Origin of the sequence: Microbulbifer elongatus, assembly GCF_020524885.1 — a bacterium.
GTDB classification, from domain to species: Bacteria; Pseudomonadota; Gammaproteobacteria; order Pseudomonadales; family Cellvibrionaceae; genus Microbulbifer; species Microbulbifer elongatus_A.
In genome coordinates this window covers 1,214,927-1,229,494 of record NZ_JAIVKJ010000001.1, presented here as the reverse complement: position 1 = coordinate 1,229,494, position 14,568 = coordinate 1,214,927, and the positions used below count along the sequence as shown (strand labels likewise).

Annotated in this window: 12 protein-coding genes and 2 tRNA genes; 2 read left to right on the top strand and 12 right to left on the bottom strand. The window is 54.5% G+C overall.

All coding sequences use genetic code 11. From position 1 onward, the window contains the following. Positions 1 to 3 precede the first annotated feature (3 nt). From LC059_RS05180 to LC059_RS05160, 5 genes are all read right to left on the bottom strand, one after another. On the bottom strand, positions 4 to 618 hold the full coding sequence (locus tag LC059_RS05180) for a TrmH family RNA methyltransferase (RefSeq protein WP_226702741.1): 615 nt from the start codon (positions 616 to 618) through the stop codon (positions 4 to 6). A 93-nt stretch (positions 619 to 711) separates the two neighbouring features. Then, on the bottom strand, positions 712 to 1,269 hold the full coding sequence (locus LC059_RS05175) for an HNH endonuclease (RefSeq protein WP_226702740.1): 558 nt from the start codon (positions 1,267 to 1,269) through the stop codon (positions 712 to 714). Between the two features lie 39 nt (positions 1,270 to 1,308). Further along, positions 1,309 to 1,381: transfer RNA gene (locus LC059_RS05170), tRNA-Arg, on the bottom strand. A gap of 1 nt (position 1,382) precedes the next feature. Continuing rightward, complete coding sequence (locus LC059_RS05165) at positions 1,383 to 1,763, bottom strand: hypothetical protein (protein ID WP_226702739.1); 381 nt, start codon at positions 1,761 to 1,763, stop codon at positions 1,383 to 1,385. A 61-nt stretch (positions 1,764 to 1,824) separates the two neighbouring features. Further along, positions 1,825 to 1,899, bottom strand: a tRNA-His gene (locus tag LC059_RS05160). Positions 1,900 to 3,165: 1,266 nt separating this feature from the next. Here LC059_RS05160 and nhaC point away from each other — a divergent pair. Then, positions 3,166 to 4,686 (top strand): Na+/H+ antiporter NhaC, encoded by a 1,521-nt coding sequence (nhaC, locus tag LC059_RS05155; protein WP_226702738.1) that lies wholly within the window; start codon positions 3,166 to 3,168, stop codon positions 4,684 to 4,686. A 32-nt stretch (positions 4,687 to 4,718) separates the two neighbouring features. Here nhaC and LC059_RS05150 read toward each other — a convergent pair whose 3' ends face one another. Together LC059_RS05150 and LC059_RS05145 are read right to left on the bottom strand one after the other, a co-directional pair. After that, positions 4,719 to 5,906: a pyridoxal phosphate-dependent aminotransferase gene (locus tag LC059_RS05150; RefSeq protein ID WP_226702737.1), complete on the bottom strand. Its 1,188-nt coding sequence runs from the start codon at positions 5,904 to 5,906 to the stop codon at positions 4,719 to 4,721. A 63-nt stretch (positions 5,907 to 5,969) separates the two neighbouring features. Then, positions 5,970 to 7,574, bottom strand: coding sequence for a 5-guanidino-2-oxopentanoate decarboxylase (locus LC059_RS05145; protein ID WP_226702736.1), 1,605 nt, complete (start codon positions 7,572 to 7,574; stop codon positions 5,970 to 5,972). A 211-nt stretch (positions 7,575 to 7,785) separates the two neighbouring features. On the opposite strand from LC059_RS05145, the gene LC059_RS05140 reads away from it, so the two are divergent. Beyond that, the gene (locus tag LC059_RS05140) at positions 7,786 to 8,277 is read left to right on the top strand and encodes a hotdog fold domain-containing protein (protein ID WP_226702735.1); all 492 of its coding nucleotides are present in this window, start codon (positions 7,786 to 7,788) and stop codon (positions 8,275 to 8,277) included. Positions 8,278 to 8,736: 459 nt separating this feature from the next. Here the strand turns inward: LC059_RS05140 and LC059_RS05135 are convergent, their stop codons facing one another. The 5 genes from LC059_RS05135 to LC059_RS05115 form a co-directional block, all read right to left on the bottom strand. Then, positions 8,737 to 10,098 (bottom strand): MFS transporter, encoded by a 1,362-nt coding sequence (locus tag LC059_RS05135; protein ID WP_226702734.1) that lies wholly within the window; start codon positions 10,096 to 10,098, stop codon positions 8,737 to 8,739. A 124-nt stretch (positions 10,099 to 10,222) separates the two neighbouring features. Then, positions 10,223 to 11,161 (bottom strand): DMT family transporter, encoded by a 939-nt coding sequence (locus LC059_RS05130; protein WP_226702733.1) that lies wholly within the window; start codon positions 11,159 to 11,161, stop codon positions 10,223 to 10,225. Further along, the gene (locus LC059_RS05125) at positions 11,151 to 12,740 is read right to left on the bottom strand and encodes an FAD-dependent oxidoreductase (protein ID WP_226703186.1); all 1,590 of its coding nucleotides are present in this window, start codon (positions 12,738 to 12,740) and stop codon (positions 11,151 to 11,153) included. The genes LC059_RS05130 and LC059_RS05125 overlap by 11 nt, the downstream gene beginning before the upstream one ends. An 8-nt stretch (positions 12,741 to 12,748) precedes the next feature. After that, a complete protein-coding gene (locus LC059_RS05120) occupies positions 12,749 to 13,693 on the bottom strand; it encodes an alpha/beta fold hydrolase (RefSeq protein WP_226702732.1) in 945 nt (314 codons plus the stop codon). A gap of 5 nt (positions 13,694 to 13,698) precedes the next feature. Next, positions 13,699 to 14,526, bottom strand: a complete 828-nt coding sequence (locus LC059_RS05115; protein ID WP_226702731.1) for an alpha/beta fold hydrolase — start codon at positions 14,524 to 14,526, stop codon at positions 13,699 to 13,701. Between the last annotated feature and the right edge of the window lie 42 nt (positions 14,527 to 14,568).

Sequence of the window (14,568 nt, the reverse complement as noted above, 5' to 3'; positions counted from 1 at the left end):
ACCTCAGGCGATGAACTTTCGCCCACGCTGGTTTTTATACTTGTACATCCGCTGATAGGCACGTCTCTGCCGGGTAATTTCATACAGCACGATCCCGGAGGTGGTGCCCAGGTTGAGGCTGTTTATCATGCCCAGCATCGGTATATTTACACATAGCTCACTACGCTTGACCGCCTGCTCACTTATCCCTCGTGATTCACAGCCAAACCAAACCGCCAGCTTGGGAAAGCTCGTATACTCACCTTCATGAAGCACCACATTCTTTCTCCCCAGCGTGTGGGGTGATGTGACTATCGACTGATAGTTGTTTCTTTCAAGGTGATCGAAACAATCTTCCGTACTATCGAATCGTTTCACAAAGGTCCACTTTATAGCGGAGACCGATGTACCCGACAGAGAACTTCTCTTTCTCATTTCCTGCCAGTCGTCCGGTAGGCGTTTTCCGGGATCGACCACATAGGCTTTCTCTACGCCAAGCGCATTTACATTTCTGATCACGGTGCCAATGTTCTTAACGTCATGCGGATCCTCAACAACAGCGATCAGATGCTTGCATTGATAAGGCTTTATTTGGTCAGCCCGTATCCGCTTGGAGCTCTTCGGTTTACTCACGTCCATCCTTAATCCTCCTTGGAAGATCTATCTGAGGATACGTTTTACAGGTTGCCCCAGTAATCCTCGAATCTCGTTGCACAATGAAATAGGTAGCGTTCAGGCCGCGGTCCAGGTACGCCTTCCACTCAAGCCGGCGCGCAGGTACGCCATCTGATCGGCCAGTATTTGGTGCGCCTGCATCACAATTGCCTCATAGGGATTTGGCGTGAATGGCACCGCCAGTAGCGGCATACCCGCCTCATCTGGCGTCATCGCACCTTTGCGGTTGTTACAACTCTTGCAGGCCGCTACCACGTTCTCCCAGCTGTCGGCGCCGCCTCGGGACGTCGGCAGTACGTGATCCCTTGTCAACAGTGAGAACGGAAAACGTTCACCGCAGTACAAGCACAAGTGCTGGTCTCGAGCGAAAAGGCTCTGATTGGTCAGCGCCGGGCGATGTTGCGGCCCCCTGCGCTCGATATAACGACCAGCGATCACCGGCGCGATTGCCAGCATCGAGCGGCGGCCACAGTTCTGGTAACCCCCGCGAAGCATCGTTTTCCTGGAGCCGATATCCCACAGCACCTGATCTTTTGCATACAGGTATGCGGCACGTTGCAGGCCGACCCAGCGGATCGGCCTACCCGCGGCATCCAGATACAGTACCTTGGCCATTGTTCTATCCCTGATAATTACACTGCTGCATACAACTGACACACCCGGAGGGACTTGAACCCCCAACCGGGACCTTAGAAGGGTCCTGCTCTGCCGATTGAGCTACGAGTGCATTAAACTTTTATGAAGGTGACGCGATCTGCTGTGCGGTAGCCGCGGCTCAGCAAGTAATGCATCGCCACCTGCCGCTCCGTAGGCGCTACCTGGTTGATCACAACCTGCATCGGCAAGCGATGACGTTCATTACACCAGGCCAGGAAGCCGACTAGATTCTCGCGGCTTGGTAACGGCTGCAATACCTGCAGTATGGATACCGGATATTCACGCATGAAACGCTTGGCGTTCACATAGTTGGTTACAGAAAGGCCCGCACCATGGTCACGGGCGCCGATAATCAAGCGCATAGTGGCACCTCGCAAAGTGACGAAGCCGGCCAAATTCAAACCGGCAAAAACCCTGAAATTTTTTACCGCCCCAACCAACGCGATAAACATGGCTACCCTGTGGCAGCCCCCCTGCAACGAATCGGGAGAAGGATTTGACCGCTGCTTACTTTGGGGCGACCGACCGGGTTCGAACCGATGTGGACGAGGTTCACATCCTCGCGCATAACCACTCTGCCACGGCCGCCATCGAGGCGATTACAGCGTGGAACCGTCGAGGCACTCACTCCGCACCCCAATCGGGACCTGCCCGGCACGCTGCCACCAGTTGAGCAGGCAATCCTAATCGCCAGATCCGCGTTGGAGAGACGCAGCCCTCTATCTGATCGTGAAACCACGATGGCATCCGCCATAAAAAAACCCGGCTGGCGGAATTCGCCAACCGGGTTTTCTCACACACCGTGTTCGAAAGTCCGACCGGCACGCAGCCGACCGGAAAGGCCGAACTACGTTTTCATACACTCATCAATATCGCTCTCTGCACTTATCTGCAGATCCAACGATGGCCAACGCAAAGCATCCCTCAAAAAGGCACAGGTGCCCCGCTCCCACCCAATACTCCTGGGCGTCCCGGATGTGGCCTTATGGCAGTTGAGGTTTAACATTTCAGTTACCAGTCGTTGTTACCGCGGTGCGGTGTAAATACGCTTAACAATTCCAGCGAAGAACTTCAGTGAACTCGCATATCAAGCTCTTATTGAAAGCTAACACGAAAAAAGCAATTTGCAACATTTTATTTTTACTTTTTCTATATATTTCAATAAGTTACAGAAATCCAGGGCAAGCGATTACCTACCGCGAATTTTGGCATACAAGGCTGGGTATGGAAGCCGGTAGTCGCGTAAATTCATACGCCTAGGTTTTTCTCGCGTTCAATCTTTTGTGCATCATGATTCCATGCTTTGCCGTATAACCAACCTCCCCAGGGCTGCCATTTGCACCCCTGAAGAGACAGATAAAAACTTTCTATCCAGGCCAAAAAAGAAAAAACCCCCGGAGGCGAACCTGCGGGGGCTATTGAAAACCGAATCCGGAAGGCTCGCGCCTCCCATTGACGGGAGACTGCTAACAAATATCTTTCTCGACAAACGCACAACTCCACCGCCCCGCTATTGGGTCGATGAGGTCTGTTCGCCCTTCGCGAACGGCTAATAAGTTATCGGGCTGTCTTTTCACAGTACTCTCCTTGGACATTGAACGCATTCTAGCGGCAGGCAGGAATTACTCAATAAACAGCAGACTTTTGGCGCAGTAAGAGGCGCCAACTACTGCACATGAAGGATTAGCAGCCAATTTTCAGTGAAATCCACGATATTTATCTCTCATGCAATGCTGCGCTCTTGCCGGATCCTTAGGTCGAATCACCGAGCCATGTTAGGGTAAGAAATTATTGTCGCAGATGGCACCGGCGTTGTCTGGGATACAAAAAGCACAATAATTCCCGGGTGTAGGCATGGATCAACCGACGAAGCACAACCTCAGTGCTCTCGACGCAGGTTTAATTGGCACAGTATTACTGCTGGTTTTGGGGGGCGCCATCGGGCTGTTTGGCAGCAACTCCCTTGCTGGCGCCACGCAGGTGGCGATGATGATGACCGGGTTTCTCGCTGCCCTGGTCGGCCTCAAGAACGGTATCAGCTGGAATGAGCTGGAAGCCTCCATTGTCCGCTCAACCGCCCGTACCAGCGGCTCGATTATTATTTTCCTTTCCATCGGCGCGCTCATCGGCGTCATGATGCTTTCCGGGGCGGTGCCCACCCTGCTCTACGTGGGTATGAAATTGCTGTCACCCCAGTGGTTCTACCCCACCTGCTGCCTGATCTGCGCCCTCGTCGCCATGTGTATCGGCAGCTCCTGGACGACTGCGGCCACAATCGGCGTCGCCCTGGTGGGCGTGGCCCTCGGCTTTTCACTGTCACCGGCGATTACCGCGGGCGCTGTAGTCAGCGGCGCTTACTTCGGCGATAAAATGTCGCCGCTGTCAGAGACGACCAACCTGGCACCGGCCATTGCCGGCAGTGAACTCTTCTCCCATATCCGCCATATGAGCTGGGTGTCAATTCCCAGTTTTATTGCTGCCCTGGTGCTGTTTTTTGCCGTGAGCCTTGGCAGCGGGCCCGACGCCGCCCGCGAAAGCCAGGTAGATTCTTTTCTCGCGGCGCTCGAGGGCGCTTATGACATTGCCTGGTTCAACCTGATCCCGGTCATTCTGCTACTGGTGCTGGCGGTCAAGAAGGTGCCGGCTTACCTCGCGATTACCAGCGCCACCATCGTGGCCATTGGCCTCGCACTGGTGACGCAAATGCCGGTAATCACGCAGTTCATGGCTTTGCGCGAGCTTGAAGGTGCGACGGCGCTGGGGCGTGCCATCTGGATTTCGCTGTACGATGGCTTTGCCATCCACACCGGCAACGAACAGGTGGACAGCCTGCTTTCCCGCGGTGGTATGCAGTCCATGGTGAATATGGTGTGGCTGGTGCTGGCATCCATGATGATGACGGGCGTGCTGGAGCGTATCGGCTTTATCGACCTGCTGATGCGGGCGCTGTCACGACTGATCTCCTCCACCGGCTCGCTGATCGCGACCACAATGGGCACCAGCCTGGGTGTGAACGTGTTGACGGGAGACCAGTATCTTTCCATCGTGCTGCCGGGGCAGATGTGGAAGGCGGAATACCGCAGGCGCGGACTGGCCAGCAAGAACCTGTCGCGCACTTTGGAAGATGGCGGCACCATCACTTCACCGCTGATCCCCTGGAACGCCTGCGGCGTGTATATGGCGGGCACCTTGCAGGTGGCAACACTGGCCTACCTGCCGTTCTGTTTCTTCAACCTGATCAACCCGCTGATGGCCCTGGCCTACGGCTTTCTGGGTATTCGCATTGCGCGACTCAGCGACGACGAAAGAGCAGCGCTACAGGGCCGCGATAGCAGCCCCATGCATGGTCAGGAAAGCGCTTTCGCGGGTCGCTAAGCCCGGGAAAAAGCGTGAACCTTGCGCTTTCGTTAGCTCTGGGCGTCCGCCAGAAAAGCCTCGGCACAGGCGCTTATGCGTGCGCAGGCTTTTTCCAGATCCTCCTCACTGACACAGAAGCTCGCCCGCACGTGCCCCCGCGCGCTGGGGCCAAAAGCCTCGCCCACGAGTACCGAGACTCCGAACTCGTCCAGCAGGCGCGCAGCAAAAGTCTCCGCACTCACACCCAGCGCGCGTATATCCAGCATCATGAACATGCCGCCGGCCGGTGTGTGGCAGCGGATACCGGGCATGGCGGCAACACGCGCGACCATGAGATCGCGGCGGCGGCGATAGGCCTGGTGCATGGTTTCCAGCTCGGGCAGCTCCGCGGTTAGTGCGGTCACCGCGGCCCGTTGCACAAACGCAGGGCTGCCATAGAGCATACACAGGGTCAGGTTACCGGCGTGGCTGGCGAACTCCCGCGGGCCAATCACCCAACCCAGCCGCCAGCCCGTCATGGCGTGGGACTTGGACAAGCTGGAGACGGTCACTGTGCGCTCACGCATGCCCGGCAACTGTGCGGGGTGAAAGTGTTCCCCCTCGAACATCAGGTCTGCGTAGACTTCGTCTGTGATCAGCCACAGGTCGTGCTGCCGGCACACGTCTGCCAGTGCGCGCCAGGTGTCTTCATCCACGGCGGCACCAGTAGGATTGTGCGGGCTGTTGATCAGGATGGCGCGGGTGCGGTCGGTGACCTTCGCCGCAATGGCAGCCGGGTCGAGATTGAAATGCCGCTCGGGCTGCAGCGGTACATTCACCACGCGGGCACCGGTGGCCTGCAGGAAAGCCTCATAGGTAACGTACATAGGTTCCGGCACGATGATCTCATCACCGGGGTTCAGCAGGCACTGCGCAGCCACATACAGGCCGCACTGCGCCCCCGCCACCACCACCACCTGCTCGGGCTCTACCGCCAGACCACTCTTGGCGCTGTGGCGCTCAGCCAGCACCTGCTGCAATTCAGGCTCGCCGCGATGATCCGCATAGTGGGTAGCGCCTGATCGCAGTTCGGCGCAGGCAGTATCCACAATCGGTGCCGGGGTGGCGAAATCCGGGTCGCCAACGGAAAGGATTACGACATCCTCCCCCGCCGCCAGGCGCTCCTGCGCACGAAAATGAATATCCCAGGCACTGGAGCCCTCACCGGCGATGCGCCGGGTAACGTCTGAATACTTCATACCACTGATTTCTTGTTATTTAACTTGATGCCCTGCGCTCGCTTAATCTACTGGCAGCGGTGCTCAGCTGAATAGCCTGTCGGCGTCGACCTCGATAAAACTCACTCCGGCGTAGCCAAAGGCCCGACTCAGGTCGCCGGCCAGTGCATGCAGCGACTCAGGCTGATACACCTGGCAACCGAAGGCACGAGCAAGTCCGATAAAATCCGGATTGCGCGGCAGTACACCCACCGGCTCGATATTGCGCTCCAGCATATCGTCGCGGATCTGGCCGAGGCTTGCATTGTTGTAGACCAGCACCACCAGCGCCGTGTCGACCTCCTCTACCGCGGTGGCCAGCTCCTGCACGGTATACAGAAAGCCGCCATCGCCGGCGATCACCAGTACCGGCTGCTCCGGGGCCGCAATCTTGGCGCCGATGCCGGCGGGCAGACCATAGCCCAACGTGCCGTACCCGGTGGGGTGCAACCACCGGCGCGGTTGGCTTCTGGGGAAAACATAATTGCCGGTATAGGCAATCTGCGTCATGTCGGTCGCCACCAGTGCATCTTCCGGCAACACCTTGCCAATACGGTCCAGCACCTGCTGGTGCTGTTCCTGCAGCGCTGCGTGGCCCTGCCGTACCAGCGCCGGCAGTTGCTCCACTCGCGCCAGCCAGTCGCTGTCGGTGTTCGGCGAACGGGCGCCCCAGGCGGCCAGCAGCATTGCCGTAGCTTGTCGACTGTCGGCCACTATTGGCAGCGCAGCCGGATAGAGATCATTCATTTTTTCGCTATCGATATCGATGCGAACAATGTCGCCGATGATCGGCAAGGTGTCCCGCCACATATCGGTATCGGCAAGCTCGGTGCCGATGGCCAGCACCAGGTCGGCATCCGCCACCAGACCCCAGACCGCCTGTGTGCACAGGGTAGCGCCACCAGACAGCGGGTGCGCCGCCGGCACAATGCCCTTGCCCGCAACCGTGGTAAACAGCGGTACCTGCGCCGCTTCCGCCAGGGCCTGCAGTTCAGGAGCGGCTTCCACCGCACCACCACCGGCAATAATCAGCGGCCGCCTGGCCGCGGCCAGCAGTGCCACTGCGCGTTCGATGTCTTCAGTACACGGGGCCGGGCGCCGGGCGCTTACGGCCACCTCGCCAGTCCAGTCGCGGGCCACCGGCGCGGCCAGTACATCCATCGCCACTTCGATATGCACCGGGCGCGGCCGCTGGCTATTGAACACCGCAAACGCGCGGGCGATCAGGTCGGGGAGGTCTTCGGGTGTGCGTGCGGTGGCACTGAAAGCGGTGAGCGGAGCGGTGATCGCGCGCTGGTCCTTGGTTTCATGCAAACACCCACGCCCCTTGCCGAGGGTATGGGTTTCATTGACGCTGGTGATCACCAGCATTGGCACTGAGTCCGAGTAGGCCTGGCCAATGGCGGTAGCGGCATTCGTCAGGCCAGGGCCGGTGATCAGAAAGCACACGCCGGGCTTACCGGTGACGCGCGCATAACCATCGGCCATAAAACCCGCGCCCTGCTCGTGACGAGTAAGCACATGCCGGATACCGGTCTGCGGTAGCCCCCGGTAGAGCTCCAGGGTGTGTACCCCGGGAATACCGAACACCGTGTCCACCCCATAGTTTTCCAACAGTTTAACTAAAGCCTCTCCGCCAGTATCCGCCATACTGCAACCACCGATTTATTCTGCTTGGGCGGCCATGCTAAGGGGAGAAACTCAAAACCTCAATGCAGGTTTGGGACACACAGGCTGGGCGCCAGTAAGCGGTATGGACAAGCCTATCGGGCAGTTTGATACTTAATCTGCGAGTGACAAGGGTGCAAGAATAAAGCACTTAATGAAGCACTTAATGAAACCGCCAGGCACGAGATAACAAATGACTTACGTACCCTCTTACCTACCCTCCAAAAGCCCGCTCCTGAAACTCTGGAAAAGCTTGGGCGGCAATGGCTTTGGCCGCTGGCTGGTGAGCAAAGTTGTCTGCTTCAACGCCCCCTACTTCAGCTCGATCAAACCGCGCTTCACCCAGATAAAGCCGGGCCTGGTTGAGGTGAAACTGAAGAAGCGCCGCGCTGTACAAAACCACATTAAAACCGTGCACGCCATCGCCATGTGTAACGCCGCGGAGCTGGCGGGCGGCGTGTGCCTGGACGTATCCCTGAATGGCAACTTCCGCTGGATTCCGGTGGGCATGACCGTGCAATACTTGAAAATGGCCAAAACAGACTTGCGCGCCGTGTGTAAGGTGGACGACTTTCATTGGGATTCTGCGCAGGATGTGGTGATACCGGTGAGCGTATTTGATACCAATGGCGAGGAAGTCTTCCACGCAGACATCACCATGCGGATTTCACCTAAGAAAAAATAAGTTTTCTCGAATGGGCGTGTGGGAGTTTCACGGGCTAGTCAATAATGAGCAGCCCAAGCGGCTCAGGACTTAATAGATGACAAGCGTCTAAAAGCAACACTTTACTTTAACTCCATAATTTCTATCAGAGACGCCATATCCCCCTAGCAGCGAACCTAGAAAGCTGTCAAAAGGCCGTTTCCGAAAGGCTCGCGCCTCCCGGGCCACAGGAGGCAGTCCGGACAGATTGTTCTCCACGCGTTCAAACCACGTCCACGTCCGATGTGGGGCGACGCAATCTATGCAGTTTGAAACGCTTGGTAACCTAGTCACGCTGTTTTCCTGAGTGATAGGGGGCTAGGGATTTGAATAAAGCTGCAACTATCAATACCTATGGTTCGGCAATTTTACGCATTAAACATCAGATCGTGCGAACAATTTGACTCTTCGACTCAACCACAATTGGCATGAAGATATCTGTCATACAAAATCTCCAACGTTACTTTGAGCAGTATCGATTTGTCTTCTTAGCGCGACCTGGCGCTTTTCACAAAGTGGAAAATTCCACATAATAAAAACAACCAAAATAAACATAAATCCAGGTAAAAGTGTCATTACCCATCGAACGTTATCTAGCACATCATCTGAATAATTGGCAGCACTTCCCCCATCAAAACCAACAGCACTCAGAATTGGATAACTCACACCGACAGCTAATGCTGAGGCAATTTTGCTACTTGTCTGCAACATCGACATATACAGCCCTGTCCTCTGCTTTCCGGACTCCGCCACATCAACGTCAACAACATCAGCCATGATCGCCGCTGGAATATAAGTTAAAACAGCTTGAACAGCGCCCATTGCCAGAAACGCGATGCAAGCCAGCATCACATTGCCTTCAGGAAGAACCAGAAATAAAAAGCTGACAATCAATTGATAGCACAAAACAACACAGAGCGATCTATGCTTGTTTAGCTTTCGAGTCAGCCTCATACAAAGAGGAAGAAACAACAACCCAGAAAGCATCCATGGTATGAGGGCAAAAGATGCCCATTTACCTAGCGAAAGTACATCTTCCACATAAAACAGGAACATCACTGCGATACTACCAGCGGACATAGTCAGCAATGTATTTGCAGCCAAAACTCGGCGCAGGGGTTTATTTCGCAAGAGAATCCCTAGAGTTTTTCTGCCATCCGTAAACCTTACTGATCGTGCGGGAGGTTCTCTGGCAGCCCATAACGCAGCCACAACACAAAGCGGCAAAGCGATCATAACCGTTGATCCAATAAGCTTGAGGCGATCAAACTCGCTCGCCTCACCCGTTCCATCCATCAGCGCGATAATCAGCATCAAGGCCACGGACCCGAAAAGAGCAGCACCTTGCTTAACACCCGAGATTCTGGAGCGTTCGTGATAATCGGCAGAAAGTTCAGCTGCCCACGCAACATGCGAAACAGAGCCCAGTGTCCAACCGATATAGAGGATCACTAACCAGAAGGTTAGATACATCCAGGTAACAGAGTCTCCAGAGGGAATAAAAACCATGTATATACTGACAAGTAATAGCGGAACCGCAAAAACAAGCCATGGTCTGCGGCGTCCCCATCGCGTGGACCATTTGTCAGAAAAGGAGCCGAAAATGGGATCAGTGACGACATCCCAGAGCTTGGTTACTGCAAAGATGATCCCCACAGTTGTCAGTCCGAGCCCCAAAGTACTGGCATAAAATGGGGGTACGAAGACGAAAAAAACCATGATAAATGCCGCAAGAGGGGCTTCGGGAGAAACGAAGGCCATGAGCCTGGCATTGCTCAAGCGTATTTCTTTATTTTCAGACATCACATATTCCTGTGTCTTTTATTACTCATATTCCGCTATATCAGCAGCGGCTAAATGCACAGGATTTACCCTGCCACCAGAAGACATGTTTATTAATTCAACAAATTTCCACATCACTTTAAAATCAAGTAGCAGGTTGCCGTGAATCACGCATAATCAGATTAAATATCGGTGCCAGCAACCCGGCCAAAACCAGAGAACCTCCAATAAGCATCGATTCAGACACAGGTTCCTGGAGTGTCCAGGCGGACGTTGTCACACCAATGACTGGGACAGCGAGTGAGACTAGTGAAGTGAGCAATGCCGGTAGCCTCTTGCTCGCAGCTGTCATCAGCCAGAACGCCAAGCCCGTGGCGACTATACCGTTGAATACCAAAGAGCTTATTACCTCAGGTGACCAATGCCTCTCACTCGCTGGCTCTACGACGAGCCACCAAACAAACAGGAACAATGAAGCAATACTGAGCTGCCATGGCACGGCCTGAAGCGGGCTACTTTTCCAGGTGTGTCCACGAACATGCACAATTGCTAGTGACCAAACCAGCGCCGCTGCCACAAGAAATAAATTTCCAGTGACCGCCTGCTTGTCATTCCAGTCAATCTCAGTAGGGCCGAGAAGCACGAACAATCCGAGCAATGCCAACACAGATCCGGCTATAGCCGCACCTGATGGACGCTCTTTAAGGAACAATACAGATAACGGTGCCACCCAAATCGGAGTCGTATAGGCCAAGATGGCTGACTTGCCCGCACCAACAGCATCGACTCCCAAGCTGATAAGAAGCAAGAAAGCACCAGTCTGCATAAGGCCGAGATGCAGAATGAGCAGGCGATCCTCTTTGGGGGGCCAGCGCAATACACCCAACGCGGCAGTAACCACAAACATTGTCACTGCACCTAGAACCGCGCGAAGCAAAGCAAACTCCGCGGCGCCGATCCCAGCAATACCGACCTTCATGATCGGCCAGTTAACGCCCCAAATAATCACAAGTACAATCAAACCAATCAAGGGCGCACTATTAGAGCCTTGATTTACACGCACTTCGGTATTGCTACTGATCAAGAGAAATCTCCATGCTGCTTTCCTGTAGCGTGTCTTTGTCGCTGGTTCCAATACCAATCAGATTATTGAAATAATCTGCCAAGGCTTGTTTCCAATCCCGCCTGGCAATCAGCCCGATATACCCATCGGGACGTACGAGCACAATCGTCTCGCCCTGATCTCCAACACCATAAATCGTATGTGCCGACCCGCTGGTGTCAATCAGCATGCTGCGGTCCAAAGCCGGACCTGTATGGAGCACAGCAAAGCTGCGCAATATTTCCGGCGTCGGCAGTTCAATCTGCTTTATCGCCACGGCCGCTTTTTCCCCAAATGCAAGCAGGGTGAAGTGTGGTCCTCGGAAGACATCGAAGAATCGCAACTTTCCAGACTGGCCCTCACATGGTGCATCGGGGGCGCGATCGCCCGCCTGGAGAACACCGGGTTCTGATCCATTTCCCATAGCGAGGGAGCTTCCACGATAGTTGAGCGCCAGCTGCCTCTCAGCATCACCACGCTTCATCTTTGGTATACTGCGCTTCTTATCTGCGCCATATAGTTTTGTTGAAATTTGGAGCACAGCAGCAGCTACTGGCAGCCGCTCTTCTTCATAGCTGTCGAGTAAGGTATCCGGCGCCCCGCGTAACGACATCGCCAGTTTCCATCCCAGGTTGTATGCATCCTGGACCCCGGTATTGAGCCCCTGAGCACCGGCCGGGGTATGCACATGCGCAGCATCTCCCGCAAGGAAGACTCGCCCGACACGGTATTTCTTAACCATACGCACATTGGGACGGAATACGGAAAGCCAGGTGGGTGAATGTAGGCGTACAGACTTGAGCCGCGTACCCACCAACCAGCGCTTTTGCACCTCTTCTTCTGACAATTCCGGTTCGTCCCCCGGTTTCAGCCGCATCATTAACTGAAACAAGTCGGTATGAGGCAGTGGACACAGACCGATAAGCCCACCCTTGGCTTTTGGCCACACATGCCAGGCGTCTCTCGAGAGGCCCTCAACACGGACATCTCCAACAATCATTCGCCCTTCTTCCCTGCTGAATCCCTCGAAGCCGACATCCAGAGCCTTCCTGACAAAACTGCGACCGCCGTCGGCTGCGACGAGATAACGTGCAGATACTTTTTCTATAACATTCTTACCCCGCAACTGAATACTAACCTGCTCCGAGTCCTGGTCCAGGGCAATAATTTCTAGCCCTCGCTCAACCCTATGACCACTGAGTTCCAATTCATCGCCAAGGACCTTTTCTGTCTGCCATTGGGGGACTAGCAGGATGTTGGGATAGGGGACATCCGGGGTAACGTCCGTCACTTTTTGCATGTGCCATCGAAAGCGAAATTTCCACAAATGTGCGCACATTGGAGGATAGGGAGCACCGACTGATTTCAAGGCGCCAATAACGCCTAAGTCGTCAAGCACTTCCTGGGTTCTGGGCTGTACACCCTTCGCGCGGGAGCCGCAAAAGGCTTGTTCAGACTTATCAAATATTCTGAAGCGAACGCCCCGTCTGGCTAGATCGCAGGCTAATGTGAGACCCGTTGGGCCGGCACCCACAATGATTACTTCTGGCTTATTTTGCATATTCAATCCTACTGTACTTCCGGTAGTGCGGCAGCCGAGTCGACCACTTTCATAATGTTAGAGTCGGTTGCAAAATCGTGAAAGAATGAAACCATGTGCTTCCCGACTTCTTCAGGCAGCTCGAACGGGGGCATATGTCCACAGTCTGCAAAGGAAAAGGATTTAGCGGGTTGGAGTAACACCCGGGCTTCATCGAATTTATCAATCGGTGTCACATGATCTCCACTCCCCCATAAGAGATGAACTGGGACTGAAGACAAGCAAGTTTTACGATACAAATCGTGTTGCCGTGTCAGATTAAATGACTGCAGAGTTGAGAACAGCGCATAAATTGACCCCTCGTATGTATAGGCATCTAGCACCATCTCGCTAAGCACCTCAGCGCGCTCGCTAGACTCAACCTCATTGGCCAGATGCGCCCGCAACAAGCGTTGGCCCAAGAACCGGCCAAAATAGTGCGCGAAGGTGTTAAAACGCAGTAAGCGAACAAGAGGTGGCAGTTGATGTTCCAGCCCGGCAGGGCCAACCAGCGTCAGCGATGTCGCAAGAGAGGGTTGCTCTTGCACCCATGCCATGGCGATCAAGGCCCCCATTGAGGCGCCTACAACATGGCGAGGGCCATCCAATTCGAGCGTATGTATCAGGTCACGTAACTGGCGCACGAACAGAGCGTAATCGTATGATGCCTCCACCCGGTCGGAGTACCCTCTTCCATATGCACTGTATGCCAGCGTGCGAAACCCGTATCCGTTCAATTCTCGTACGAGGCTATCCCAGTAAAAAAGGGGCACTGTCAACCCTGGCACCAGAACCACAAGCTGACCACCGGCAGGCCCTTTTAGCTCGTAATGAGTCACCCCATCCGATAGCTGCACAAAGCTGCCTCTAAGACTCTTACGGCTCGAATCATCGAGGCGGTTACTTTCGCCGCGAGCAGTGAAATAAGAAATCATGATTTTTACCGTCGCACTACATTATTCAGGTGAGAACGTATGGCCTCGGCGGCTAATACCGGTGCTTCTTCCGGAAGCAAATGACCGACACCACCGAAGGTAATCTCCCGGCTATTGGCAATATCACGTGCGAAATGTTGGCCATCGATACCTTCACCGCTAAGCACCAGAGTCGGTACTTTGATTCCAGGTATATCTCCCGTGCGATCTGCCTGCTGTGTATTGGCAAGATCGACAAATGCTGCGCGGTTTCCTTTACGGCTCATCATCGCATGTATGCGATCCACCAAAGCATCATCGATATTGGCCATCTTCGAGCCGACTAGTTTACGGACACTATTTTCAGTAGCCTTCCGAGGCGCCCAGCGCCGCAGTAGGGGCTTCAGCAGTGGATTACGTGCAAGGCGCATTGCTGAAGGTATTGATTTTTCCGGGTATCCTGTTGCGTTCATCAGTATCAGTGACTCCACGCGGCCCGGGTAATCAAGAGCCATGTTCCATGCGACGTTACCTCCAAGCGAGTTACCGGCGACACTGAATCGTTCGATTGATAGTGCAGACATGAATCTAGCGATAAAAGTTGAGAATGTCTGAATCCTGTAGTCCCGATCCCGACGAGGCCCCGTCAATCCGAACCCAGGAAGATCCAGCCTTACAACCTCAAAGTTTTCCACCAGAGAGTCAGCGAGTTGGTCAAAGCAATGCAGTGATGACCCACTCCCATGCAGCAATAAAATCACTGGGCCACTACCTTCACGCCTATAGTGCACATGCATACCATCAACTGATATAAACTTGGACGTTTTATTTATGTACTCTTCGGCATTTCTCACTACTTACCCCCATTTAACGGGTAGCGAATACGAACAACTAAC